The following is a 26,470-nucleotide window of genomic DNA, read 5'->3' as shown; positions in this document are numbered from 1 at the left end:
GTTCTGTTTTTGTGCGGGGTGATGAATGAAGAAGCGTGGGCTTGCCGCGGCGGCGGTGTGCATCGTGGTGATCGGCGCGGTATGGGCGGGGTGGCCGGAGCCAGCGGGCGATCAGGTGTGGGCCTACCAGAAGCTGCAGCCAGTCGACTACCGGCTGCTGCACAGTGATGCACTCGGGTTCGTGACCGCCAAAGCAGATGAGGGCTTTGAACTGCACACGCGCTATGCCGGGGTGACGTCCTTCGAGATCCGCTGCAAGGGCGTCCTGGTGATGGACGTGGAGAACGCCCCCTCACGCGTGCTGATCCGGGTGCCCGCCGATGCACTTACGCGGGCACCGGATATCGAGCGCCTGCGCCTCAGTTTCGGGCGATGGTTGGACTACCACCAGAGCCAGGGCGCGTTGCTGGTGGAGAGTGCAGGAACATCGTGGATCGAAGCGCTGTTTGGGCGCTTCGACAGGTCGGTGCCTGATGAGCAGCGTTGTGTGTTTTGAGCCCCACGTCGCCAACAATCATCGAGCCAACTACGGCCGGTCTTGGAACTCACTCGCGCCGTTGATGGAGCAGATCCAGCTGTGCCTGAATTGACAGCGGCCACTCGCGGTAATGCTCCATCGTGGCACCAGCCAGCGGGCAAGAAACACCCGCCAATCAACGAGCTTTCGGGCGGGTGTCAGGACGCGTGAGAGACAGGCTGGCCAAACGACGGCGGGTCTGTCCACAGCGCTGCTCCGCTTGATACGGTCGAATTCCGCTGCTCAATCTTGGGGGACGTCAGCCCGAAGCCTATTCTGGCGCAGCACAGGGCCATAGCTTAGCTCCCCTTAGCTTGGCCGCCTGAATCGCCGCGACGACATCCCGCCTGATGAGAATGGCATTGGAGGACTGGTGGCCTGCCCCAAAGAACTGCTCGCTTCGGAAGATGGGAAGATCTGGAGCCCCAACTGGCGCCGGGAGGAATCCTCGCTCTGGGCCCATGTAGCGAACGCGCCCGCATTTCGGACAACGAACCCCCAAGTCCTCCTCAATCTGCAACGCCACGCTCGTGTCAGCGCGTAGCTGCACGATGTGATCAAGAACATTCCCCTGTGTGTCCTCAACCGGCCACGTCTCAATGCAGAGTGGAGCAAGGTGCGCTTGCCATACCTCCCTATGCATGAAAATCGCATCTTCAACCCAGAACAGTTTGAGGAAGGCGTTACGCCCCCACTTCAATGACTTCCGCACACGAAAAGGCGCAATTTGGACAGCCCAAGCTCCGCACTCATCACAGTATTTCGAAGTGTCATAACTCTGCGCCAGGAAGCCAAAATCATCCTCTGGCTGAGGATACCCATTTGCATGAGTAACCAGCAGTTCGCAATAATCCGCAGCGGCAATCTCAGCGGCAGAAAAATCCGTCGTTACAAGGGAAGATCCGCCCCATTCCCTGATCAGCGAAGAAACACCAGCCCATTCTGGAGCCCCTTCCGCCGAGTGGACGACACCAATGATGCACTCCCCATTGAAGTCAGATGGCGGATCGACAGCGACGCCGATCTGCTCGAGCTCCAGAGCACGCTTGGCCGTCCATTTAAATGTAAAACGATAATTTACCTTCATGAATAAATGGGCCTCAAGATCCGCCCCATAAGGATGGCTGGATAATTAGCACGAATTTCGCGCAGCTTGTTTCTAATTCGATCAGAACTCAACTACCTGCCGTTGTTCCATATGGGAAACCTCTCCGCTGCGCAGCGTAAACAGTTGATTCTCGGCTTCCGCAACTGCGACGGAGAACATCTGAGCCTGCTTCGGCCCCCACCACTTCGGAAAGTCTCTTCTCAATGAGATGGTGGCTCTTCTGCCCTGTTCCAGCTATCACCGTGCGCAGCGTATTGTGCGGCACGGCTCCGAACTGAGCTTGACCCACCCCCGATAGCAGGGCCATCGTGGGTTGAGGCGCGGTTTGGGCGCTTCAGTGCGGCGGTACCTTATGGGCAACGGTGCTTGTTTTGAGCCCCAACTGGGACTCATTCCCGCCAAAGACGGTGTTCCTGCCATCCGTCCGCAGCCCCAAGGCTCTTCATTCGGACCTCGCTCGTGAGGCCGGCCGAAAGATGAGCATCGACACGTCTGCGCCAACTTTGGGAATCAGCGGTGGTGCCTTCCAGAAGTTTGCGAAGCACGAGCAATAGGAAGAAAGAGCGATTCGGTGCATACGGTGCTTCACGCTCAGACCAACCCGTGGACCGTGGACGTATCGCCGAAACACCGAGCTCTTTGTTCCACAACCTGCCGTGGTGTGCGACAACGTTCCGCGCCACACTGGTGATATGCAGCCAATTCGCGAGGACCGGCGCTGCCATCTGCATCTCCCCAGCAACAGCCTTCTGTTCTCTGTTGTGCAGTGCCTTGTAAAAGCGAGAAAGCGAGCCCAACGACATTACCTCCGTCGCCATCCAGATGGGCACCTTGGGGAACGCGGGTGAGGTGTACTTGTTCCTGTAGTGTCGAATGAACGTCTCCTTGGAGCGCATCACTTCACTCTCGACGCCGGCAAGCCACTCCGCATGGTGCTGCACAGTGAAGGTCAGGTTGCGCGGCTCAAGGTGACCGAAGGCGCCATGAGCATGTGCAAAGTGATACGTAAGCACGGTCCGCGTTGCTATCTCGATATGGCCGACCGCTTCCATCACAAGGTCTCGGAGCCCCCTATCGAACTCATAGAGACTAACCGCCTCCTCGAAGGTCGCTTTGTCCTGGAAGTGATCACTACCGGGTAGGCGCTGGGTATGCAGATAGCCCATGAGGCGGTAGTAGCCGACTCGCTGCAGATAGCGGTTGGCGTTAGCGGCATCGCCGATGGCAAGCCCGCGCTGCTGGAGTTGATCTAGCTGCGCCTGAATTGACAGCGGCGGCTTGCGGTAATGCGTCATCCTGACACCAATCTGCAGGCAAAAAAAACCCGCCAATTTGAGCATGTCGCGAACTAGCGCGTCAGAGGCGTGGCGGGTGTGTTGGGGCTATTTTAGCGCCCTAGTCGCTTACCTGCAAGTAATCAGGTGTCGTTTTGGCTGGACCTAAACGCCTGTTCGCAAAGCAATTTGAGAGAAAGCCGGTCGAGCCGAGCAGGCTCTTGGGTACAGATCACGTAGTGTCAAAAACACGCAGGAAAGAGCGACACCGGTTATTACGCCCGCGCGGGTCCACTTCACGCCGGTCGATTTCCGTCACTCAATTGCAAGGATGCGTACGGCAGAGGAAGCAGCACGCTCCAACTATCTGTCGGAATCTCCCGAGTCGCTTCTCCAGCAATCCCCGATGGCTACCCGCAGCGCGCCGCCTCACCATCAAGCGCCCCTCCGCAGGAATCCACACATGAGCCTGGCGCTGGTCCACAGCCGTGCCCGCGCCGGCGTCGACGCCCCGCTGGTGCGGATCGAAGTGCATCTCTCCGGTGGACTGCCGGTTACCCAGATTGTCGGCTTGGCCGAGACCAGCGTGCGCGAGTCACGCGAGCGCGTACGTGCCGCCCTGCTCTGTGCGCGCTTCGATTTCCCACAGCGGCGCATCACCTTGAACTTGGCGCCCGCCGACCTGCCCAAGGAGGGCGGTCGCTATGACCTGGCGATTGCCTTGGGCATCCTCGCTGCCAGTGGCCAGGTCGATCCGCAGTCGCTGCTGCAGTACGAGTTCCTCGGCGAGCTGGGCCTGACCGGCGAGCTGCGCCCTGTGTCCGGCGCGCTGCCCGCCGCCATTGCCGCCGCCGAAGCGGGGCGAATCCTGATCGTGCCGCCAGGCAACGCCGCTGAAGCCGCCCTCGCCCAGCACGCCGATGTGCGGGTGGCGCGTACCCTGCTGGAATGCTGTGCCGGTCTGGGCAATCCGCGCCTGTTGCCGCAGGTGGAACGGGTGGACACCACACCGCTGCCGCTGCCGGATCTGGCCGATGTGCGCGGGCAGGCGCTCGCGCGCCGCGCGTTGGAGGTTGCCGCGGCCGGTGGTCACCATCTGTTGCTGATCGGCAGCCCCGGCTGCGGCAAGACGCTGCTCGCCTCGCGCCTGCCCAGCCTGCTGCCGGATTCCGAAGAGATCGATGCCCTGCAGTTGGCGGCCATTACCTCGGTCAGCGGCGAAGGGCTGGACCCGAAGCGTTGGCGGCAGCGGCCGTTCCGGGCGCCGCACCACAGTGCCAGCGCGGCGGCTTTGGTGGGGGGCGGCAATCCGCCCTGCCCCGGCGAGATCTCGCTGGCGCACCACGGCGTGCTGTTCCTGGATGAACTGCCGGAGTGGAACCGCAGTGCGCTGGAAACCCTGCGCGAGCCACTGGAGTCGGGCCACATCCGCATCTCCCGCGCAGCGCGCAGCGTGGTCTACCCGGCACGCTTCCAACTGGTGGCGGCGATGAACCCGTGCCCCTGTGGCTGGGCCGGCGACCGCAGCAACCGTTGCCTGTGCAGCGAGGAGCGCATCACCCGCTACCGCGCACGGGTATCGGGCCCGTTGCTGGACCGCATCGACCTGCACATCAACGTGAACCGCATGGATGCGGTGGAGCTGCGCGAGAGCACACCCTTGGGCGAGCCCAGCGCCAGCGTACGCTCGCGGGTGGAAGCGGCACATGCGCGGCAACAGTCGCGTGGCGGCCTCAACGCGCACCTGCCGCCTGCTGCCCTGCGCGCGTGCACGCGCTTGAGCGAAGCCGACCAGGACCTGCTGGAACAAGCCATCGAGCGCCTGCAGCTGTCGGCGCGGGCGATGCATCGCATCCTACGCGTGGCACGCACCATTGCCGATCTTGCCGAAAGCGAGATCATCCAGACTGCGCACCTGGCCGAGGCCATCGGCTATCGGCAGCTGGACCGGGGCAAGCCGGGCACCTAGCACGCTACTGCATGCACGAAGGAATCAGATTCATCTGATATCTGCCATGCCACCTGCGCCCTGACCATTTCCGCGAGCCCATACACAAGGAGACGCGGCTTTGCTCAGGATGCTCATCATGGGCGGGCAGGAGGCCGCCCGTCAGCGGATATCACGGACGATAGGACGGCGCGGCCTGATCCGCATGGAATCGATCTACAGCGTGGACAGCGGCCTGTCGGTGCTGGAATGGCGCAACTACGACCTGGTGGGAACGTTCCTTGCGGCCGGCCTCGGCACGCGCCTGCAGGAATCGTTCGTGCTGCGCGATGCGAAGGTGCAACTGGTGCTGTTCGGCATGGGGCTGGGCGAGGAAGTCGCCAGCATCCGCCTGCGCCTGCGCGCGCAGGGTCTGCCGTCGCCGATTCTGGTCCGGACCGGCTTTGACAGCTATGACGAGTCGCTGTTCTGGCGATCATTGACGTCGCACATGATCCTGCCGTCGGTACTGGAGGGCACTGGCCCCCTCCCCGCCGTGGGCGACGCGTGCGACCATGCAGGACCCAGTCCCTAGCGGTGCCTGTCTTGCCAGGTGCCCGCCCAGCCATACATGAGCACTCCCCAGCCGCCGCACCTGCCGACCTCCGATGCGTCCACCCCGCTGACACCTGCGGCAACCGGCGGCGGCGGGCCTCTGGGTGAAACGAAGATGCGCGAAATCGCGGTGCGGATCTCGCAGTACTTCCGCGATTTCCTTGAATCGGATTTCAAGCGCGCGCAGGCACCGCGGCGCCGCATCGTGCTGACCAGCGATTCCGGCTTCCGCGCAGGCATGCGCACCGCGCCGTATCCGGCGTTGGACAAGGAGCTGTGGAAGCTGCTCAGCCGGCCCTCCGGCGAGGAGCTGTCGTTCACCATCGGACCGCGCAGCTACACCCGGCCGATCAGCGCGACGCTGCGCCGCATCGTCGAAGAACAAGTGAACGCCATCACCGAGACCGCCATCGCCACGGTGCGCGTGGCCGTGCTGGACAAGGCACGTGCCAGCATGGCCGGTGCACTGGAAGACCCGGAAGCCTGGGTGGAATCGGTGCAGGGCACCCTGGTGGATGCGATGTGCGTGCAGGTGGTGCGGCCGCTGATCGCGCATCTGGCCGGCCCACTGCAGGGCCAGGCGTACTGGGTGATGGATTCGCTGCACGCGGCTGAATCGGACCTGGTCACCCGCTCCGTTGTGGATCTGTATCAGACCCTGCCGGAGGTGCTGGCGCGCTTGCTGGCCACCGGTGACGAGCTGCCGCTGCAGCAGGCCTGCGAGCATCAGCTGACCCGCGACGGCACGATCAGCGCGCTGACGGCCTTCTTCGAGAACTTCGTGGCGGCCGACGCCTTCCATGAGTTCCGCGACCTGGAAACCTATGTCGCCACCGGCGATGGTCTGCAGCTGTATCTCTACGTGGGCACGCTCAAGTACGCGGGGGTGCAGTACCCGGTGTTCTACCTGCCGCTGGACGTGGTGCGTGCCAAGGATGGATCGGGTTACACCCTGACCCTCAGCAACCGCCTGTTCGCCAACCGCCGCGCGATCGATTTCGTGCTGCAGGAACTGGCCGTGGGCATGGCCCGCGAGTGGGTGTCGCCGATCCAGGAGCGCATCCAGTACCTCGACCCGGCGCAGAGCTTGTTCGAAGTGGCGGCATCGCTGTTCCGGCAGGTAGCCAACGCGATGGATCTGGGCGGCGACGTCTCGCTTTCCTCGTCTGCCAGCGAGGCTTCCACCGCCACCGTGGCGCTGTCGCCTGCCCTGCACCTGGCTGCGTTCGAGCGCGCGGACGAGGCGCTGCTGAATGATTTCGAGGAGATCATCGACCAGGCCCGCAATGGTGGGTCGAAACTGGTGGATCTTTTCCACGGCATGGTGGAAGGCGTGCTGATGCGCAACCCCGAGCCCATCGGGGAACGGGTGGAATCGGCTTGGGATGCGCTGCCGCTGGTGGAGCGCATGGTGTTCGATTCGCCCATTCCGTTGAACGAGGAACAGCGCAAGATCCTGCTGGCCGTGCGCGAGCCACAGGGCCGCATCGTGGTGGTCGAAGGCCCGCCCGGCACCGGCAAGTCGCACACCATCACCGCCATCGCCGCCGACTGCGCCTTCAACAAGAAGAGCTGCCTGGTGCTGTCGGACAAGACCGAAGCGCTGGACGTGGTGTACGACAAGCTGTCCGATGCGATGAGCCGGGTTCGCCATGATCGCGATTTCCCCAACCCGATCCTGCGGTTGGGCCAGCAGGCGGCCAACTTCAAGCGCCTGACCTCCACCGGCACGATCAGCCAGATTTCGGCCTTCGCCAAGGCCATGAAGGCCAACCAGCCCGCACTAGAAAGCGAGCGCCAGGACACGGCGCAGACACTGCGGCAGGCCATCTCCAATACCGTGCAGACGCTGGGGCGTGTATCGCTTGCCGCAGTGAAGACCATGCACGAGCAGGAAGCGGAACTGGGCGAGCGCGCCCCTGCAGTGCTGCAGCAGGTGCACGCGGTAATGGATGCCAACGTGCTGGCCGAGCTGGAAGCGGTGGCTGCGCAGGCGGACGTGCTTGAGGCCTATCTTGCCGACCTGTTCGGCAGCACCGACTACACGCCGGCCTCACTGGACGAACGTATCCGCCGCGATGCGGTGACCACCGCCTTCCTCGCCGACCGACCGATTGACGGCTGGGCGCTGTTCGAGTCGTTGGATGCCGGGCAGATACGGCTGCTGGGTACGCTGTTGCTGCAGTACCAGCAGCTGAAGATGCCGCTGCTGGGCTATCTGCTGCGTGGCAATGCGGTGCGCGGGCTGGAACTGCAGCTCAACCAGCTGGGTACTACACGGCCGCTGCTGCTCAAGCAGGATGCAGCTGCCCTGCAGGACATCGTGCAGGGCGCAAACGCGCTGCGCATGAAACTGGAGGCCGAAGGCCTGGGCACGCAGCTGCCGGCCTGCTATCGGCAGATCGCCCACGGCGCCGCGCCGGGACCGGGTGCGGCGGTTGCACGCCAGGCGATGACGCTGCTGGCGCGGCTCAATCCGGCCATCGTCGAGGCCCTGCTGGCCGAGCCAAAGGACGATCCCGCACTGTGGGCGCTGACCCTGCGCTTCCTGCAGGGCTGGATGGCCACGCGCAAGGCCTTCGTCGATGCACCGCAGTACGACTATGTCGGCACCAAGACCAAGCTGGAACGCCTGAACACCTCGGTGATGAATGCCCATGTGGATGGGCGCCTGATCAGCTTCATGGATCATCACCGCGCCGACGCGCGGGCATTGGCGGGCGTGATCGCCAATCGGCAGAAGTTCCCGGTGGACAAGTTCGAGAGCGTGCGCGAGTCGTTCCCGGTGATGATCGCCAGCATCCGCGAGTTCGGCGAATACATGCCGCTGGCGCCGGACCTGTTCGACGTGCTGGTGATCGACGAAGGCTCGCAGGTCTCGGTGGCGCAGGCGCTGCCGGCGCTGCTGCGCGCGCGCAAGGTGGTGGTGCTGGGCGACTCCAAGCAGTTCTCCAACGTCAAGGCCGCCAACGCCAGCATCGCGCTGAACGACAAGTACCGGTCGGACCTGGTCAACTATTTCCGCACCAACGTCAGCCAGCAGGCCGACGTGCTGGAACGATTGGCCATGTTCGATGTGAAGCGCTCGGTGTTGGAGTTCTGCTCGCTCTCGGCCTCGTACTCGGTGATGCTGCGCAAGCATTTCCGCAGCTATGCGGAACTGATCGGCTTCTCGTCCTCCACCTTCTACAACCACCAGCTGCAGGCACTGAAGATCCGCAGCCGGCCGCTGCAGGAAGTGATCCGCTTCAGCCAGGTCGATGCCAGTGGGCACCGCACCAGCCGCAGCACCAACGACGCCGAAGCGGCCTTCATCGCCGAGCGCCTGGTGGAACTGCTGGTTACGGATGCGCCGCCTACTGTGGGCATCATCACTCCGTTCCGCGAGCAGCAGACGCTGTTGTCCAAGACGCTGTTCAACCATCCGCGCGGCCGCGAGTTTGAAGAGCGGCTTCGCCTGAAGGTGATGACGGTCGACTCCTGCCAGGGTGAGGAGCGCGGGCTGATCTTCTATTCGATGGTGGCGACCGCCGGCCAGGATGCGCTGAACTACATCTTCCCGGTCAGCCTGAGCGGCGCGGTGGATGCGGTGGAAGACAAGCTGAAAGTGCAGCGCCTGAATGTTGGCTTCTCCCGTGCGCAGGAGGCGATCTGGTTCGTACATTCGATGCCGGTGGATTCGTTCCGCGGCGCGATCGGCCATGCGCTGCGTTACTACGCCAGCCAGCTGGACCGTCCCGCGCCCGACGCCGCGCAGACCGATGCGCGCAGCCCGATGGAATCGAAGGTGCTGCAGTGGCTGCAGCAGACGCCGTTCGTGCTTGCCCATGGTGATGCAGTCGAGATCATTCCGCAGTTCCCGGTGGGCGACTACCTGCGCCAGCTCGACCCGACCTATCAGCACCCGGCGTGGCGGGTGGACTTCCTGGTGACCGTGCAGACCGTGCGCGGCGCGCTGCAGATCGTGATCGAGTACGACGGCTTCGAATTCCATTTCCGCCGCGACAAGCCGGTGCATGTGGGCAACCACGAGCGCTATCTGGTGGAGGCCGACGTCGAGCGCCAGCTGACCCTGGAAAGCTACGGCTACCGCTTCCTGCGCATCAACCGGTTCAACCTCGGCAGCGACCCGGTGCAGACACTGTCCGACCGCCTCTATCGCCTGATTGAAGTGGCCGGCACGGAGATCCGCTCGGCAGCGGTCGATCAGGTGATCGAGCAGGTGCAGGGGCTGGAATCGAAAGAGAAGAAGGCCTGCAGCCGCTGTGGGCAGATCCGCAGCCAGGAAGAGTTCTTCGACCCTGACCTGCGCGCCGGTGCCGGCGGGGTGGGACGGATCTGCATGCCCTGCAAGGCGGGCTAGGCGGTGCTGCCGGCTGCCAGCGTGCGCACGGCCACCGCCGCCAGCCTGCGGCTGACCAGCCCGTAGAGTTCTTCCAGTTCGGCCGCGCGCGCATCGGTCATGTTGGTACCGAACAGTACCCGCGACAGCGCCGCCTTGTGGGTGTCGGCAGGATAGCGCGCCCGCGCCCGGTACACGGCCTGCAGCACCAGCCAGGCCAGGCGGAACCCGCCCCCGGGCAGGGGGCGGACCACGCGGTCATAGACCTGCCAGAACTGGTATTCGGCCTCCAGGTCGACCGCCGGTGCTGCGAACGGCACCGGACGCGCACGTCCATGGGCGCGCCTGCGGACCGGAGGGAAACGGGGGTTGTGCTGTGCCATGCGTACAGGATGACCCAGCAACATTGTGGGAACCTTGCGTTGGTGCCGGAATATCAGTGCTGATTGTGCAAAGTGCGGCGGATGGCCCGTTTGGGTGGAGCGATTCCGCCGGGCATGGCCCGGCGCTACCGGATTGCGTGCGGCGAAGGGCCCCCGCTTGGGTAGATGCCAACCTTGGTTGGCAAGGCGCGTCGGCGCCGGAGGGATTTCGCCGGGCATGGCCCGGCGCTACCCAGCCTGCCGCGAAGTGCATCCACGCATGGCGTGGATCTACTTAGAAGGTTATCGAGGTGCTGAACATCACCTGCCGGGGGGCGCTGCGCTGCAGGGTCTGGTAGTCGCCCGAGAACGACGAGCCGGCGATGGTGGCGGTGCCGATGTTGTTGCGGTTGAACAGGTTGCTTACGTCCAGCCGCAGCTCCAGCCCCGGCAGCAGGCTGTCCGGGCCCAGGGTGTAGGCGGTGTACGCGTTGACCTGCCAGAACGTCGGCACGCGGATGTCGTTTTCATAGGTGAAGGGCTGGCGCAGGTACGAGGTGCTGGTGGCACCGAAACGCCAGTCGCCGAAATGCGCGGACAGGTCGCTGACCAGCGACAGCTGCGGGTAGCCCGGCTGCGCGTTGCCCTTGATCGGGTACACGGTATCGCCCACCACGAAATCGCTGTCGTAGTACGAGCGCGCCAGCGCGATGCCCTGGTAGAACTGCAGGTGGTCGGTCAGGTCGGCGGTGATGCCGAGGTCGGCGCCGATCACGTGCATCTTCGGCATCAAGCGCACCGTGTTGATCTGCGCGAACTGGGTGCCGATGGCCGCCGACAGCAGGCGGTTGCGGATGTCGTTGTAGAACACATCACCGGTCACGGTCAGGCGGTCGAAGCGGTGGCTGGCGCCCACGGTCAGGTTCCAGTTCTTTTCCGGACGCAGGGTGCCGGCCACGCGGTCGAACTCTTTCTGGTCACTGATGGTCCAGGCCGACGCGGTATAGCCGATGTTGCCGCGCTGGGCCACGCGATAGCCGTTCATGGTGTTGACCAGGTCGATGAAGGCATCGGTGCGCTCGGTCGGGCTCCAGTACAGCGACACGTGTGGCAGGAAGTTGCTCTTTGCGCGCAGCGTGCCGAACACCGGGCGCTCCGCTGCATCGCCGATGCCGCCACCGGTGGTAGTGAAGTCCACGGCCTTGAAGCCCAACCCCAGCACCAGCGTGTCGGTGACGGCGTAGTTGTCATGCAGGTAGAACTGCCGCGAGCGGGTCACCCAGTTGGATGCGTTGTCGGTCTGGAACGCTGGGCCGTACACATCGTACGGTCCGGTGGCCTTCAGTGGTTTGCCCTGGCCCAGCAGCGGCTGCTGGTACCACTCGGTCTTCGCGGCCGCCTTGCTCTTCTCCTGCCAGAAACCGGTGGTGAGGGTGTGCGCACCGGTCTCGAACTGCAGGTTGAACATGCCACCGAGGCGATTGAGGTGCGGCGTCTGCACCTGTTCGGAGAAGGGCGCGCCGTTGGGCGAGGGCACGGTCGGGTCGGTCAACGTGGCCTGGGTGTGGCTGTTGGCGTTGTACAGCTGCACGTTGCCGCTGAGCGCGGGCGTGATCTGGAAGCGATGGTTGATCGAAGCGACACGGTCGCGCGTCACCTGGCCGGTGTCGTAGGGAATCAGCTCGGACAGCTCGCCGCAGGTGTAGGCGCCGCAGGACTTTTCGGCGTTCTCCGGCGAGGCCACGTAGTACGCCCACGCATAGTCCGGATAGAAGCTGTCGGCCTTCCAGCCCAGCTTGCGGATCATGTCGAAGGAGATGTTGTTGTAGCCCCACACTGCGGCCTTGCTGTCGGACAGGAACACGGTGAAGTCACCCCACGCCACATCCTGCTGCGCCTTCAGGTCACCGCGCAGGAACTTCTGGGTGCCGGCGCCCTGGTACTTGTCGGCCGACACGCGCTGCAGGTCGACCAGCAGCTTCGGGCCGTGTTCGCCCAGCTGGCCGCTCTGGCCCGAGACCGTGGTGACCCGCGTGTTGTTGCTGCCCACGCCCTGCTTGATGCGCAGGCTGGGGGTGTCCTGCAGGTCGCGCAGGCGGTACTCGAGGCTGCCGCCATTGACGCTGCTGGAGAACACACTGACCGGTGCACCGCCCGGGCTGACCGTGATCGAACCGATGCCATCGGGCACGCCGACGTTGACCACGCTGGTGCCGGTAAGCGAGAGGAAGCCGTTGTCGTTCAGCGGCACGCCCTCGAAGGTGATGCCCATTTCATTCATGCGGAAACCGCGCACGAACAGGCTGGTGGCAGAAATATCCAGGCCGAGACCGTCGGTGGCGGTGTAGCTGGCACCCGGCACGTTCTTCAGCATCGACAGGCCGTTGTTGCCGGTCACCATCGCATCCAGGTCGGTGGCATTGATGACGTAGCGGTTCGGGCCCACCACCTGGGTGGGGGCGACAGCGGCACCGCGTGGGGTGGCGATGACCTGCAGCGCGTTCAAGGTGGTGGGGGTGTCGTGCGCGGCGTCGGTGGATTCGGCAGCGTGAAGCGGTGAAACGAGGGCGGTAGCGATTGCCAGGGCAAGAAGCGTAGGTGGAGTGTTCATGGCCAGATCCAGGGTGCAGGGGAAAGGTGGCGCAGGCGCACGCCCAGCGCGATGCGACGCCGGTGTACGGCGCGCTGGCTGGCGGCGATTGCATTGAAGTGATGACGGCGCGGTAAGCGCTGGTCAGTGGCAGATGAAGACGATCATCTGCCGTGGGATTCGGTGGCGTGATTTCGACGTGCGGAATTCTTGCATCGCACTGCCGCATCCGCCATTGCACCGTGGTACAGCGCCGATGGCGCTGTGTATGGATGCGCTATACCTGGGTATAGCCCTTGCGTGATAGGCCGACCTTGGTCGGCGCTTGCAGGCTGCGTGTGCCACCCAAGGTTGGCACCTACCGGCGAAGATGGACGCGCGGTTACTGCAGCACGAAGCGCTCGATCGCCTTGGCCACGCCTTCATCGGCGTTGGTGGCGGTCTCGAAGCGCGCGGCAGCCTTCACCGCATCGATGGCATTGCCCATCGCCACGCTGGTGCCGGCGTACTGCAGCATGGTCAGGTCGTTCTCCTGGTCGCCGATGGCCATCACATTGGCGCGGTCGATGCCCAGGTGCTCGGCCAGCTTCTGCAGGCTCGGCCCCTTGCCGGCGCGGTGGTCGAATACTTCCAGGAAGAACGGCGCGCTCTTCAGCACTGCGAAGCGCTCGGTCAGCGCGGCCGGCAGGCGCGCGATGGCGGCGTCCAGCACGTCCGGTTCGTCGATCATCATCAGCTTGATGAAGGACATGCCCGGGTCCATGTCGGCCACGCGGCGGTACGACAGTGGCATGCGCGAAAGATGCGAGTCGGCCACGGTGTAGATGCTGATGTCCTGGTTGGGCGTATACATGCGCTGCGCGTCCAGCGCCTGGAAGTGCACGCCGATCTCGCGGGCGACCTGTTCGCAGTACACGAAATCGTCGAAGCTGAGCGGATACTCGATTACGGTTTCACGCGGGCCGATGCGCTGCACCAGGCCACCGTTGCAGGCGATGCAGTAGTCATCGTCGCCCTCGATGCCAAGCTCATGCAGGAACGGCGCCAACCCGGGAACCGGGCGGCCGCTGGTCAGCACGATGTGCACGCCCAGCGCGCGCGCCTGGGCGATGGCCTGCTTCACGCGCGCGGTGAGCTTGTGGGCGGGGTCCAGCAGGGTGCCATCCATATCGATGGCGACCAGTTCGATGGTCGATTGCCTGCGACCCATGTCCATCATCTTCAACCAGTGCGGGGGACGCCCATTTTAGGCCAGGCCGCCTGGCAACGCCGGCCTCATGCATCGTTCACCTCTGCGCGGCGCTGGCCGGGGATACTCGTGGGGCCTGTGCGTCCCCCACCGCAGGACGGCCCTATCGACCGCCCTTCCCTGGACACTCTTTCGACGCATGACCTACCAAGCGCCCGACGCCACCGACACCGCCCCTCTTGCCCAGCAGATTGAAGACCTGATCGACGGCCTGCCCGGCGACCACATACGCGTGGGCACGCTGCTGCATGCGCTGGGCGACGAAGGCCTGATGCTGGTGGTGATCCTGCTGTCGGCGATCTTCCTGATTCCGGTATCGATTCCCGGGCTGAGCACGGTGTTCGGTGCGTCCATCCTGCTGATCGGCCTCAGCCGCGTGCGCGACCGTCCGTTGTGGGTGCCGCAGCGATTGGCCGACAAGCAGATCGCCACCGACAAGCTGAAAGCCAACCTGGGCCGTGCCCTGAAATGGGTGCATCGGATGGAGCGGTTGTCCCGGCCGATGCGGCTGGCAGCGATGGTGCGCTCAAAGAAGATGATGCGCTTGAACAACCTGGCGCTGGTGTTCGCCACGATCCTGCTGATGCTGCCGGCCGGGCCGATTCCCTTCAGCAACACGCTGCCGGCGCTGGCGCTGATGTCCTTTGCCATCGGCTTCATCCAGCGCGATGGCGCAGCGGTGGCGGCCGGCTACGGCTTCGTGGTGGCGTCGCTGGTGTACTTCGGTGTGCTGCTGGGCGGCGTGGGCTTTGCGGCCGAATCGGTGTTCAGTGGCTTCCGCAGCGGGTCATCGGCGCTGTAGAGCCGAGCATGGGCTCGGCTCTACAGCACGGGTGATGCGCGGGCAGCCGGCTACTTCGCCGACACCCGCCACACCACGTCGCCCACATCATCGGCGACCAGCAGCGCGCCCTCCGCGTCGATGGCCATGCCCACCGGCGCGCCCATCAGCGTCTTCTCGTCCTTGGACGCGAACCCGCTCACCACCGCTTCCGGGCGGCCGGCCGGCTTGCCGTCCTTGAACGGCACGTACACCACTTCGTAGCCGCTCAGCGGCGAGCGGTCCCAGCTGCCGTGCTCGCCGATGAAGGCACCGCCGTGGTACTTCGCCGGCAGTGCCTGGCCGGTGTAGAACAGCAGGCCCAGCGGTGCCACGTGCGAGCCGATGGCGAAGTCCGGGCGGATTGCCTTGGCTACCAGGTCCGGCCGCTGCGGCTGCACGCGCTCGTCCACATGCTGGCCGTAGTAACTGTAGGGCCAGCCGTAGAAGCCGTGCTCCTGCACCGAGGTGAGGTAATCGGGCACCAGGTCGGCGCCGATCTCGTCGCGTTCGTTCACCACCGCCCACAGCTTGCCGGTGCTCGGCTCCCAGTCCAGGCCGGTGGGGTTGCGCAGGCCCGAGGCGTAGATGCGGCTGCCGCTGGTGGCCACGTCCACTTCCAGCACCACCGCGCGGCGATACTCGACGGCCAGGCCATTCTCGGTGATGTTGCTGTTGGAGCCCACGCCCACGTACAGCTTGCTGCCATCGCGGCTGGCCAGCAGTTCCTTGGTCCAGTGGTGGTTGATGGTGCTGGGCAGGTCAGTGAACTCGCTGCCCTTGTCGGACATGCGGGTTTCGCCCGGCACGTAGTGGTATTTCATGATGTTGCCGGTGTTGGCCACATACAGCGTGTCACCGATCAGCTGGATGCCGAACGGCGAGTGCAGGTTTTCGATGTACACGTGCTGGGTCCAGATGCCGGTGCCCGGCGTGCGCCGCAGCAACGTGACCCGGTTGCCGCCCTTGCCGGCCTTGCCCGAGCGCGCCTTCACCTTGCCGGCGATCCACTGCTTGGGCGTGGTGACCGGCTCTTCGCCGGGGCCGTTGCCCTCCACCACCAGCACATCGCCGTTGGGCAGGGTCAACAATCGCCGCGGGTGCTGCAGGTTGGCAGCGATGCGTTCGATCTTCAGGCCGTCGGCCACCGACGGTGCCTGGCCCTCGGCCCAGCCCACGCCCTTGGGCACCTGCATCGGCGGCATCAGGTAGTTCTGCGGCGCGGGCAGCGGTGGCTGTGCACCGGACTGGTCGGCCGGGTGGTATTCGGCCTTGCCGGCACACGCGGCCAGCGCCAATGCCAGCGAAAGCACGCCCACGGCAGGCAGGATGCGCTTAGCCATGACGGGCTCCTTGCAGCACCGGCTGCTGCAGCGAAAGCACGATGAAGCCAAGCGCGATCAGTGCCACCGTCAGCGCGGAGAGGATGGTGCCCGGCACGGCCGCCGCATAGGCATCGCGGCTGTGCACGAAGGCGTTCCAGACGGCCAGCACGATGGCGACCAGGTTGAGCAGGAAATCGAGGCGGTCGGTGCCGGTGGCGGTGCCGTTGCGGCGCCAGACCGCGAACAGGTTGATCAGCCGCGGCAGGATGGCGATCAGCAGGCCGAAGGTGATCAGCCACGCCGCCGACTTGCCCCACATGACTTCAGCGGTGTTGAGGTAGAGGATGTCGAAAATGAGGCCGGCCACGAAGAAGCCGAACGGTATCGGATTCAACAGGCTGAAGAGTGTTGTGCCGAGGCCGCGATGGGCCTGGGCGACGGGGTTGACCATGGTCGTGCTCCGTTCGGGGAAGGGGTGCACGGGCTGTAGTAGCACAGGGGGGCGGGAGGGGGTGCGATGATCTGGGCATCGGATGGCCTCGACGCTATGGCGATGCCCAATGCGAAGTCCGCACGACGTGGCCAGTGCCATCCAGCTCCACCGACCACGCCTCGATATGGGGCAGGAATGGGTTTTCGTACCACAGCCGTTCCACGCAGGTACCACTGCATGGGGTGCTGGCATAGCGGGAAAACCGTTGTCCACGCGGCTCTGTGACATCGGGTGCACCCAGCGCATCGATGACCGCCTCTCGACGGTCCCCGGGCTGCAGGGAAGCGATGCCGCGCTCGGCCAGGATGGAAGTAGCCGAGCATCCCCCCACGTAAAGCACGGCTGCCAACGCCAACAGCCACGCCAGGGTCTTCACGTCTGCGCCTCCGCATCCAGCTCCATGGCAGCGTCCCGTATCTCATGGAATGGCAGCATGGTCTCGAAGCCGAATTCGTGTTCCATGCTGATGCGGACCAGGCCGCCAATGGCGAACCAGCTGGTATTGGCGTGCACATCGATCCCATGCCAACCGCCCCCTGCCAGCAGATCCAGCGTCTGCGCCCGGGGCATCTTTGTCTTCTCCTCCCGCAGCAACGCGCGGCGGTGCCGTTTCATCAGCAGGCGCAGCTGCTTCACCGTTGTGATGTTGAATGCGGTGAGCTCCGGCAGCAGCTCGGCGATGTCGGCGTCGGTCCAGTAATCGTGGCGACGGTGATACATCGACAGCACCACCTTGCGGATGGTGGCCACGGTGAGTGGGGCCAGATCGGCGCGGGCGCGGGCATTGGGGCGTTTCATCCGGTGTCCTCCGGGGAGCCTGGGCATGGCGGTGGGGTTCCGGTGCGGGTGGATTGTGCCAACCAAGGTTGGCACCTAGCGGGGCACCGACCAGAGCGGCGCAGTCGTCATTACAAGGCGGCATAAGTGTTTGTGACGTATTTGGCACATCCGCACATCGGCTGCGTGAAGAGGTAGGGGGGTGTTCGTTGTGTCGCGTTTGGCTCGTTGCGATGGGGCAGATCCGCCCCGCCGTCCTGCCATGCCGATTCACAACAGAAGGATTCGTGTATGAAGCGACACACGCAACGCTCCGCGCCACCGCGCTCTGCGCGCCTGGCCCTGGCCACTGCCCTGGTACTGGGCAGCCTGGCCGTTACCGCCCAGGCGCAACAGGCCGACCCACTGGCGGGTATCCAGTGGCATCTGCTCAATACCGGGCAGACGGTGCCGGCCGATACGCTGCCGGTGGCCGGCAACGATCTCAACGTCGATGGCCTGTTCCGCAATGGCATCCGTGGCCAGGGCGTGGTGATCGGCATCGTCGATGACGGCCTGCAGATTGCCCACCCGGACCTGGCCGCGAACGTGGCGGCGGTAGCGGGCAAGAACTTCGCCAACGGCTCCAACAATCCCACGCCGTCCAATCCCGACGCTGACAACCACGGCACGATGGTGGGCGGCATCGCCGGTGCGGTGGGCGCCAACAACCTGGGCGTGCGTGGCGTGGCCCCGGCGGCAACGCTGAAGGGCTTCAACGTGCTGGCCTCCAATGCGCAGGGCAACCAGCAGAGCAACATCGAATACGCCTGGTGGGATGGCGCCGAGTCGGCCGATGTGCAGGTGTTCAACAACAGCTGGGGCGCTGGCCCGGGCAACCCCAACCTGCCCGTGGCCTACAGCCAGAACACGGTGAGTTCGTACGAGCAGGCACTGTCGGGCACGCGCGGTGGCCGCGGCGGCATCTACGTGAAGTCAGCCGGCAACAACTTCAACAACGCCTCGATCAGCCAGACCCAGGACGTCTGCACCACCGATACCAAGAACCGCAACACCGGCTGTGTGCCGGCCGGCCGCGATCCACGCAACAACCTGTTCAACGTGATCACCGTGGGTGCAGTGCGCGCCGATGGCGTGCGTTCGTCGTACTCGTCCACCGGTTCGGCACTGTGGGTGTCGGCCTTTGGCGGCGAGTACGGCCTGCAGGCGCAGTACGCCCCGAACCTGGTGGCACGTGCGTACGATCCGGCCATCGTCACCACCGACGTGACCGGCTGCACCCAAGGCAGCAACAAGAACACCAACCGCCAGAACACGCTGGACAGCAACCTGTCGGCCATCGACAGCACCTGCAACTACACCGCGAAGATGAACGGTACGTCGGCGTCGGCGCCGATGGTATCGGGCGTGGCGGCGCTGGTGCTGGAGGCCAACCCGAACCTGTCCTACCGCGATGTGAAGTACATCCTCGCCACGACGGCCACCCGCAACCATCCGAACCAGCCGGCGGTGACCCTGGCCGACGGCCGCACGCTGGTGCCGGGCTGGACGGTGAATGCAGCCAACCGCGCTTACAGCAACTGGTACGGGTTCGGTGTGGTCAACGCGGCGCGCGCCGTGCAGGTCGCCGAGACCTTCCAGTCGTTGGGCCCACTGCTGGATACGGGCTGGCGCACCACCACGCGCACGGTGGCCATCGGCAACACCTCCGCCGCCGCCGCGCGGTTGACCTTCCAGCTGGCCAATGGCGCACGCAACATCGAGTCGGTGCAGCTGGGCTTCCGGGTGAACCACAGCAATACCCGCCAGCTGCAGTTCGTGCTTGTTTCGCCCAGTGGTACGCGCAGCGTGGTGCAGCCGGCCTTCACCGCCATCGGTTCGGGTACCAATGGCGTGCAGCGCAACTTCACCAACTGGGATCTGCTGTCCAGCAATGCCTTCCTGGATGAAAGTGCCACCGGCACCTGGACGCTGGAAGTGACCGACATGGGGCAGGCCGCGAATGCTGCATCGCGCGGCAACCTCGAATTCTTCAAGATCCGCGTTCTGGGGCACTGATGATGAAAACGACCATTCTGTTGAGCACGCTCGCCTTCGCGGCGATGACCTCCCCTGCCTGGGCACAGAGCTCGGGGCAGACCCCACCGGCACGGAGCCTGTCCACCGTGGATGCACAGGAACTGAAAGCTTCGGCCACCGGCCGTTCGTTCGACGTGGGCGGCACGCGTTTCCAGCTGTCCCCGTCGACCTCGGTGCAGCAGGCTGCGGGCGGCCAGTTCCGGATCACGCCGCAGGCAGCGGCCACCACCAGTTCGCGCAGCAAGCGTTCGCTGGATGGCGCGGCAGCAGCTGGCGCTGATGCCGGCGCCGGCAAGTTCGCCGCTGCGGTGTCCAACGATGGTGCGCCGGTGGTGGCGACCTCGCGGGTGAAGGTGTTCTTTACCGATGCGGCGTCTGCACAACGCGCGGCGAAGGCCACGGGTGGCACCGTGGTGAAGGTGTCCAAGGCCGCCGGCCTGGCCATCGTCGAGTACCCATCGGTGAACGCGGCGCTGGATGCGAGCACCCGGCTGCTGTCGATTGCGGGCGTGCGCGCAGCCGAGCCGGACGTGGTGCAGTGGGAAGAGAAGAAGTGATCCTGGGCGTTGCGTGATACCCCCCCCGGCCGGTTGGCTCTCCTGGCCGGCCGGGGGGATTGGCGAGCGGGAGGGCGTGCCGACCAACGGTCGGCACCCACCAGAATCCAATGGCACCCACCAGATTCATTCATCGCGTGTCGTCCAAGGTCGACACCTGCCAGGGCGATGCGTCGTTCAGCGTGCGGCGATGCTCGCGCTGTGCGGCAGCTTGCACGCCGCCAGCGCTTCACTGCCTGCGGCCGGATGTTCCGGCTCCAGCAGCAACCGCTGCACGTCCGAGAACAGCTGCTCCACCGGCATGCCGTAGGGCGCGAACAGGCGCAGGCGACCCTGTCGGTCGAACACGTAGCCGCCGGCGATGTGGCTCATCGTGTAGGTGTCCGGCAGCTGTCCGGGCTCTTTCTCGTAGAACGCCTTGAAGTCACTGGCCATCGCCGAGAGCTGTGCCTCGTCACCGACCAGTGCCATCGCCTTCGGGTCGAACGCGTGCACATAGGTGTGCGCGACTTCGGGGGTATCGCGCGCCGGATCGACGCTCACAAACACGACCTGCAACTGGTCGGCATCCTTGCCCATCAGGTGCTTGACCTGGCTCAGTTCGACCATCGTGGTCGGGCACACGTCCGGGCAGCTGGTGAAGCCGAAGAACAGGTAGGTCACCTGCCCCTGCAGGTCCTTCGGGCCACGCAGGGTGCCGGCGCTGTCAGGCATGGTCCAGTGCTGGCCCAGTTCCTCGCAGGCGATGTCCTTGGAATAGAAATCCATGCGCGACTGCGCGCTGCAGCCGGCCAGCAGGCCGAGTGCGAGGCCTGCGGCAAGCAGCGGCAGGCGCAGGGAACGAACAACGGAAGCAACACGCATCACGGGTACCACCAACACGAGGTGGGCGCGGTCTCGGTCAGGCCTGCCCTGGGGGGAGAGAGGGCTGAGGTGCCAGGGCGATCGCGCACTCCTTGCCGATCGCCCCGGCCACGGTCAGTTGATCATCATGTGGTAGTGCATGCTCCAGATGATCCAGATCGACAACGCGACCACGATGAACAGGATCACCAGGGTGAACACGAAGCTGGCGAGGTTCCAGCCACCTTCGGATTTGCGGTCCATGTGCAGGAAGTACACCAGCTGCACCAGGATCTGCGCGACCGCGAAGCCGACCAGCAGGAACAGGGTGACCGGCCGCGACAGCACCGGGTTCATTACCAGCGCGAACGGCACCACCGTCAGCAACGCGCACAGCACGAAGCCGATCAGGTAGGACTTGGTGGAACCGTGCGCATTGCCGGCGCGCGAGGTTTCGACGTGGGCCATGTCAGAAGGCTCCGATCAGGTAGACGAAGGTGAAGACGCAGATCCACACCAGGTCCAGGAAGTGCCAGAACAGGCTCAGGCAGGACACGCGGGTGATGTTGGTCGGGGTGAGGCCGCGGCGATACACCTGGTGCATCACCACCGCCATCCAGATCAGGCCGCTGGCCACGTGCAGGCCGTGGGTGGCAACCAGGGCGAAGAACGCCGACAGGTAGGCACTGGTGCTGGGACCGGCACCTTCATGGATGAGGTGCGAGAACTCGTACAGCTCCATGCCGATGAACGAGGCGCCGAGCACGAAGGTCACGCCCAGCCAGCGCAGCACCGCCGCCTTGTCCAGGCGGTGCATGGCCAGCACGGCCTGGCCATAGGTGATGCTGGACACCAGCAGGATGAAGGTCTCGGCCATCACGAACGGCAGCGAGAACAGTTCCTTGCCGGTCGGGCCGCCGGCGTAGGCGGTGCTGAGCACCGCGTACGAGGCGAACAGCGAGCCGAACAGCACCAGGTCGGACATGAGGTATACCCACATGCCGAACACCTTCATGCCGCCCTGTTCGTGGGCGTGATCGTGCTCGTGATGGTCGTCGTGGGCCAGCACATCGCTGCCCAGTTGCGGACGGGTCAACAGGTTCATGCGCCTGCCTCCTGCAGCTTGGCGTGGTTTGCCGCTTCGGTACGCGCCACCTCTTCGGAGCTGACGTAGTAATCCACGTCCTCGTTGTAGGAGCGCGCGATCAGGGTGACGATCATCGCGATGAAGCTGGCACCGGCCATCCACCAGATGTGCCACACCAGGGCGAAGCACAGCACCAGGATCCAGGCGTTGAGGATCAGCGGCACACCGGTGTTCTTCGGCATGTGGATCGGTGCGTACTTCTTCGGCGGCGGCGGCAGGCCACGCTTCTTCGCTTCGTGGAAGGCGTCCAGCTCATCGGCCTTGGGCACCACGGCGAAGTTGTAGAACGGCGGCGGCGACGGCGTGGCCCATTCCAGCGTGCGTGCATTCCACGGGTCGCCGGTGAGGTCGAGGTTGCGCTTGCGGTCGCGCACGCTGACGTAGATCTGCACCAGCATCAGGATGATGCCCGCGAACACGAACAGCGCACCGATGAAGGCGGCGATCAGGTACGGCGTCCACGCCGGGTTGTCGTACTGGTTCATGCGCCGGGTCATGCCCATGAAGCCCAGCATGTACAGCGGCATGAAGGCCAGGTAGAAGCCGATCACCCAGCAGGCGAAGGACCACTTGCCCAGGCGCTCGTTGAGAGTGAAGCCGAACACCTTCGGGAACCAGTAGACGAAGCCGGCCAGGTAGCCGAACAGCGCACCGCCGATGATGGTGTTGTGGAAGTGCGCGACCAGGAACAGGCTGTTGTGCAGCAGGAAGTCGGCGCCCGGGATGGCCAGCAGCACGCCGGTCATGCCACCGATGGTGAAGGTGACCAGGAAGGCGATGGTCCACAGCATCGGCACGCTGAACTCCACGCGGCCGCCGTACATGGTGAACAGCCAGGTGAAGATCTTCACGCCGGTGGGGATGGCGATGATCATCGTCATGATGCCGAAGAAGGCATTGACGCTGGCACCGGAGCCCATGGTGAAGAAGTGGTGCAGCCAGACGATGAAGGACAGGATGCCGATCGCCAGGGTGGCGCCGACCATCGACTTGTAGCCGAACAGCTTCTTGCGCGAGAACGTGGCGGTCACTTCAGAGAAGATGCCGAACGCCGGCAGCACCAGGATGTACACCTCCGGGTGGCCCCAGGCCCACACCAGGTTCACGTACATCATCGGGTTGCCACCCAACGTGTTGGTGTAGAAGTTGAAGTCCAGGTAGCGGTCCAGGGTAAGCGCACCCAGGGCGACGGTCAGGATCGGGAAGGCGGCGATGATGATCACGCTGGTGACCAGCACGGTCCAGGTGAACACCGGCATCTTCATCAGGGTCATGCCCGGCGCACGCATGCGCAGGATGGTGATGAACAGGTTGACGCCGGTCAGCAACGTACCGATGCCGGAGGCCTGCAACGCCCAGATGTAGTAATCGACACCGACCCCTGGACTGAACTCGATGCCCGACAGCGGCGGATAGGCGACCCAGCCGGTCATCGCGAATTCGCCAACGCCCAGCGAGATCATCATCAGCGCAGCGCCGACCACGAAGATCCAGAAGCTGAAGGCATTGAGGAACGGGAACGCCATGTCGCGCGCGCCGATCTGCAGCGGCACGATGATGTTCATCAGGCCGACCACGAACGGGGTGGCCACGAAGAAGATCATGATCACGCCGTGCGCGGTGAAGATCTGGTCGTAGTGTTCCGGTGGCAGGAAGCCATCACTGCCCGGCCCGGCCGCCGCCAGCTGTGCGCGCATCATCAGTGCATCGGCGAAGCCGCGCACCAGCATGACCAGCGCGACGACCACATACATGATGCCGATCTTCTTGTGGTCCACCGTGGTGAACCAGTCGCGCCAGAGCACGCCCCACAGCTTGAAATAGCTCACCGCGCCGAGCAGGGCGAGGCCGCCCAGCACCATGGCCGCCAACGTGACCACGACGATCGGCTCGTGCAGCGGCACGGCCTCCCACGTCAATTTACCCAACATGTTCGTTACTCCTGGGAAACCTGGGCACCGCCGGCAGCGCCCGCCGGGGTTGCAGCAGCGGTGTTCTCACCGACGCCGATGAACTGGTCGATGACCTTCTTGAACAGCAGCGGTTCGACGCTGGAGAAGTGCTGCACCGGTGCATTCTTGGACGGCGCGGCCAGCGCCTTGAACTGCTCGAAGCTGAGCGCATCCGGCGCGCTGCGCACCTCGGCCACCCAGCGATCGAAGTCTTCGTTGCTGCTGGCGGTGGCGATGAACTTCATGTTCGAGAAGCCATGGCCGCTGTAGTTGCCGGACATGCCACGGAACTGGCCGGGTTCGTTGGCGATCAGGTGCAGCTGCGTGCGCATGCCGGCCATCGCGTAGATCTGTCCACCCAGCTGCGGGATGAAGAAGGTGTTCATCGTCGAGTTGGAGGTGATGTTGAACGCCAGCGCGCGGTTGGCCGGGAAGTTGAGCTGGTTGACGGTGGCGATGCCCAGGTCCGGGTACACGAACACCCACTTCCAGTCGGTGGCGATCACGTCCACGTGCAGCGGTTCGCCGGCCACGTCCAGCGGCTTGTACGGATCGAGCTCGTGGGTGGACTTCCACACGATCACCGCCAGTACCGCGATGATGATCAGCGGCACGCCCCAGACCACCACTTCCACCTTGGTGGAGTGCGACCAGTCCGGCGTGTACTTCGCCTTGGTATTGCCGGCGCGGAAGCGCCAGGCGAACACGAAGGTCAGCACGATGGCCGGCACGACGACGATCAGCATCAGGCCGATGCAGATCAGGATCAGGTCGCGCTGTGCGATCCCGACCATGCCCTTCGAATCCAGCAGCACCCAATCGCAGCCCGTCAGGGCGATGCAGGCCAGGGCGACCAGCGCCAGGCGAATGCGGTTCCAGTAGATATTCATTGGTGGTCAACCCTGTTGAAGATGCGCGCTTGACCGGCTCGCCTGCGCGCAGCGCCCGGGCGTGGAGCGGCTACACTGTGGGTACGAGGTCGCCTACAAACAGGCGAGCCACTCCAATCAAGCCCATACAAGATACAGCATTGTATGGACTTGTGCATCTGCACGTATGGAAAAATCCGACCGATGACGCCTCCTGCTGCCGGCCGCCGCCTGAAACACCCCAACCGGACCTGGGTCCGCCCGTTCCGTGAGGGCGCAGGACCGCTGTACCTGCAGATCGCCCAGCAGGTGCGCGAGGCGGTGGACGATGGCGTGCTGCGGCCGGGCGATCGCCTGCCGCCACAGCGCGACCTGGCCCAGCAGGTGGGGGTGGACCTGACCACGGTCACCCGCGCCTTCGCCGAACTGCGCCAGGCGGGCCTGCTGGACGCGCAGGGCGCGGGCGGCACCTTCATTGCGATGTCCGCCGGCAACCGCGGCACCTCGGTCGACCTGAGCATGAACATCCCGCCGCTGCTGGGCAGCGCGCCGTTCGCACAGGGCATGGAGGCCGGTTTCCAGCACCTGGGCCAGCAGCTTGGCCAAGGCGAGCTGATGAGCTACCACGTTGGTGCCGGCAGCCGTGACGACCGCGCTGCGGCCGTGCAATGGCTGGCGCCGGTGCTCGGCACGGTGGGCGCCGAGCGGGTAGTGATCTGCCCCGGCGCGCAGACTGCGCTGTGCGCACTGATCCTGGCCCGCACCCAGCCGGGCGAACTGATCGCCGCCGAGCAACTGACCTATCCGGGCCTGCTGGCCGCTGCGCGCGTGCTGCAGCGGGGCGTGGTGCCGGTGGCGATGGACGCCGAGGGCATGCTGCCCGATGCCCTGGACGAAGCCTGCCAGCAGCGCCGGCCGCGCCTGCTGTACCTGGTGCCGACCATCCAGAACCCGACCACGGCGACGATGTCGGCGCAGCGCCGGCAGGCCCTGCTGGCGGTGGCAAGGCGGCACGAACTGACCGTGGTCGAGGACGATCCCTACTGGCTGCTGGCCGGCGATGCCGCCCCGCCGCTGGCCGCGCTGGCCGACGGTGGCTGCCCGGTCTACTACATCTCCACCCTGTCCAAGTGCCTGGCCCCCGGCCTGCGCACGGCCTACCTGGTGGTGCCGGGCGGCGAGCCGATGGAGCCGGTGCTGGACGCCCTGCGTGCGATCGCGCTGATGCCCACCCAGTCGATGGTGGCAGTGGCCTCGCACTGGATCCGCACCGGCCAGGCGCAGGCGATGGTGCAGCGCTTCCAGCAGGAACTGCGCGAGCGCCAGGCCATTGCTGCCCGCTACCTGCCCGCCCGCCGCCAGGCCCACCCGGCCGGCCTGCATGTGTGGCTGCCGTTGCCGCCGCGGCTGGACCAGTACCGGCTGATCCAGGCGGCACAGGAACAGGGCCTGGGCATTGCCAGCTCCGATGCCTTCAGCGTGGAGGAACCACCACCGGGCAACGCCATCCGCCTGTCGCTGGGCGGTGCGGTGGATCAGGAGGCACTGGCCGGTGCGCTGGCCAAGCTGAACGAGATCCTGTCCGAGGCGCCCGACGCGCGGCATTCGGCGATCGTCTGAGCCA

General features: G+C 65.0%; 21 protein-coding genes. 8 read left to right on the top strand and 13 right to left on the bottom strand.

Annotated features, from left to right (window positions below):
- Window positions 1-25: 25 nt before the first annotated feature.
- Complete coding sequence (locus K5K93_RS14085; RefSeq protein WP_222388220.1) at window positions 26-496, top strand: cold-shock protein; 471 nt, start codon at window positions 26-28, stop codon at window positions 494-496.
- Window positions 497-788: 292 nt separating this feature from the next.
- Here the strand turns inward: K5K93_RS14085 and K5K93_RS14080 are convergent, their stop codons facing one another.
- Window positions 789-1,604 (bottom strand): hypothetical protein, encoded by an 816-nt coding sequence (locus tag K5K93_RS14080; RefSeq protein ID WP_222388219.1) that lies wholly within the window; start codon window positions 1,602-1,604, stop codon window positions 789-791.
- A gap of 410 nt (window positions 1,605-2,014) precedes the next feature.
- Window positions 2,015-2,965, bottom strand: a complete 951-nt coding sequence (locus K5K93_RS14075; protein ID WP_261311854.1) for an Abi family protein — start codon at window positions 2,963-2,965, stop codon at window positions 2,015-2,017.
- Between the two features lie 397 nt (window positions 2,966-3,362).
- Between K5K93_RS14075 and K5K93_RS14070 the strand changes: the two genes are divergently transcribed.
- From K5K93_RS14070 to K5K93_RS14060, 3 genes are all read left to right on the top strand, one after another.
- Window positions 3,363-4,868 carry a YifB family Mg chelatase-like AAA ATPase gene (locus K5K93_RS14070; protein WP_222388218.1) on the top strand — a complete coding sequence of 502 codons (1,506 nt, stop codon included), beginning with the start codon at window positions 3,363-3,365 and terminating at the stop codon, window positions 4,866-4,868.
- 184 nt (window positions 4,869-5,052) lie between these two features.
- Window positions 5,053-5,421, top strand: a complete 369-nt coding sequence (locus tag K5K93_RS14065; RefSeq protein ID WP_222388217.1) for a hypothetical protein — start codon at window positions 5,053-5,055, stop codon at window positions 5,419-5,421.
- A gap of 36 nt (window positions 5,422-5,457) precedes the next feature.
- The gene (locus tag K5K93_RS14060) at window positions 5,458-9,804 is read left to right on the top strand and encodes an AAA domain-containing protein (protein ID WP_222388216.1); all 4,347 of its coding nucleotides are present in this window, start codon (window positions 5,458-5,460) and stop codon (window positions 9,802-9,804) included.
- Here the strand turns inward: K5K93_RS14060 and K5K93_RS14055 are convergent.
- The 3 genes from K5K93_RS14055 to yidA all read right to left on the bottom strand — a co-directional run bounded on the left by K5K93_RS14055 (window position 9,801) and on the right by yidA (window position 13,951).
- Window positions 9,801-10,103, bottom strand: coding sequence for a hypothetical protein (locus K5K93_RS14055; protein ID WP_261311853.1), 303 nt, complete (start codon window positions 10,101-10,103; stop codon window positions 9,801-9,803). The genes K5K93_RS14060 and K5K93_RS14055 overlap by 4 nt on opposite strands.
- A gap of 337 nt (window positions 10,104-10,440) precedes the next feature.
- Window positions 10,441-12,756: a TonB-dependent receptor gene (locus K5K93_RS14050; RefSeq protein WP_222388214.1), complete on the bottom strand. Its 2,316-nt coding sequence runs from the start codon at window positions 12,754-12,756 to the stop codon at window positions 10,441-10,443.
- Window positions 12,757-13,117: 361 nt separating this feature from the next.
- On the bottom strand, window positions 13,118-13,951 hold the full coding sequence (gene yidA / locus K5K93_RS14045) for a sugar-phosphatase (protein WP_222388213.1): 834 nt from the start codon (window positions 13,949-13,951) through the stop codon (window positions 13,118-13,120).
- A 172-nt stretch (window positions 13,952-14,123) separates the two neighbouring features.
- Here yidA and K5K93_RS14040 point away from each other — a divergent pair, with 172 nt between their 5' ends.
- Window positions 14,124-14,786 carry an exopolysaccharide biosynthesis protein gene (locus K5K93_RS14040; protein ID WP_222388212.1) on the top strand — a complete coding sequence of 221 codons (663 nt, stop codon included), beginning with the start codon at window positions 14,124-14,126 and terminating at the stop codon, window positions 14,784-14,786.
- A 50-nt stretch (window positions 14,787-14,836) separates the two neighbouring features.
- On the opposite strand, the gene K5K93_RS14035 is transcribed toward K5K93_RS14040, so the two are convergent.
- From K5K93_RS14035 to K5K93_RS14025, 3 genes are all read right to left on the bottom strand, one after another.
- The gene (locus K5K93_RS14035; RefSeq protein WP_222388211.1) at window positions 14,837-16,147 is read right to left on the bottom strand and encodes a sorbosone dehydrogenase family protein; all 1,311 of its coding nucleotides are present in this window, start codon (window positions 16,145-16,147) and stop codon (window positions 14,837-14,839) included.
- Window positions 16,140-16,580, bottom strand: a complete 441-nt coding sequence (locus tag K5K93_RS14030; RefSeq protein WP_025877408.1) for a DUF2231 domain-containing protein — start codon at window positions 16,578-16,580, stop codon at window positions 16,140-16,142. The genes K5K93_RS14035 and K5K93_RS14030 overlap by 8 nt, the downstream gene beginning before the upstream one ends.
- 414 nt (window positions 16,581-16,994) lie before the next feature.
- Window positions 16,995-17,420 (bottom strand): hypothetical protein, encoded by a 426-nt coding sequence (locus K5K93_RS14025; protein WP_222388210.1) that lies wholly within the window; start codon window positions 17,418-17,420, stop codon window positions 16,995-16,997.
- A 270-nt stretch (window positions 17,421-17,690) separates the two neighbouring features.
- On the opposite strand from K5K93_RS14025, the gene K5K93_RS14020 reads away from it, so the two are divergent.
- Window positions 17,691-19,457 carry a S8 family serine peptidase gene (locus K5K93_RS14020; protein WP_093819334.1) on the top strand — a complete coding sequence of 589 codons (1,767 nt, stop codon included), beginning with the start codon at window positions 17,691-17,693 and terminating at the stop codon, window positions 19,455-19,457.
- Entirely contained in the window at window positions 19,457-20,035 is a 579-nt protein-coding gene (locus K5K93_RS14015) for a DNA breaking-rejoining protein (RefSeq protein WP_222388209.1), read from the top strand. The genes K5K93_RS14020 and K5K93_RS14015 overlap by 1 nt, the downstream gene beginning before the upstream one ends.
- Before the next feature lie 177 nt (window positions 20,036-20,212).
- Here K5K93_RS14015 and K5K93_RS14010 read toward each other — a convergent pair whose 3' ends face one another.
- The 5 genes from K5K93_RS14010 to cyoA all read right to left on the bottom strand — a co-directional run bounded on the left by K5K93_RS14010 (window position 20,213) and on the right by cyoA (window position 24,867).
- Window positions 20,213-20,899 carry an SCO family protein gene (locus K5K93_RS14010; RefSeq protein WP_080149638.1) on the bottom strand — a complete coding sequence of 229 codons (687 nt, stop codon included), beginning with the start codon at window positions 20,897-20,899 and terminating at the stop codon, window positions 20,213-20,215.
- Between the two features lie 114 nt (window positions 20,900-21,013).
- Window positions 21,014-21,346, bottom strand: a complete 333-nt coding sequence (gene cyoD, locus K5K93_RS14005; RefSeq protein WP_025877422.1) for a cytochrome o ubiquinol oxidase subunit IV — start codon at window positions 21,344-21,346, stop codon at window positions 21,014-21,016.
- Window position 21,347: 1 nt separating this feature from the next.
- Window positions 21,348-21,983, bottom strand: coding sequence for a cytochrome o ubiquinol oxidase subunit III (cyoC, locus tag K5K93_RS14000; RefSeq protein WP_222388208.1), 636 nt, complete (start codon window positions 21,981-21,983; stop codon window positions 21,348-21,350).
- Complete coding sequence (cyoB, locus tag K5K93_RS13995) at window positions 21,980-23,956, bottom strand: cytochrome o ubiquinol oxidase subunit I (RefSeq protein ID WP_059065479.1); 1,977 nt, start codon at window positions 23,954-23,956, stop codon at window positions 21,980-21,982. The genes cyoC and cyoB overlap by 4 nt, the downstream gene beginning before the upstream one ends.
- 5 nt (window positions 23,957-23,961) lie before the next feature.
- On the bottom strand, window positions 23,962-24,867 hold the full coding sequence (cyoA, locus tag K5K93_RS13990) for a ubiquinol oxidase subunit II (RefSeq protein WP_222388207.1): 906 nt from the start codon (window positions 24,865-24,867) through the stop codon (window positions 23,962-23,964).
- 183 nt (window positions 24,868-25,050) lie between these two features.
- On the opposite strand from cyoA, the gene K5K93_RS13985 reads away from it, so the two are divergent.
- Window positions 25,051-26,466, top strand: coding sequence for a PLP-dependent aminotransferase family protein (locus K5K93_RS13985; protein ID WP_222388206.1), 1,416 nt, complete (start codon window positions 25,051-25,053; stop codon window positions 26,464-26,466).
- Window positions 26,467-26,470: the final 4 nt, after the last annotated feature.

Origin of the sequence: Stenotrophomonas sp. DR822, from assembly GCF_019793815.1 — a bacterium.
Taxonomy (GTDB): domain Bacteria; phylum Pseudomonadota; class Gammaproteobacteria; order Xanthomonadales; family Xanthomonadaceae; genus Stenotrophomonas; species Stenotrophomonas indicatrix.
Note: the sequence above shows the minus strand (reverse complement) of the source record. Positions and strands in the feature narration are given on the sequence as shown.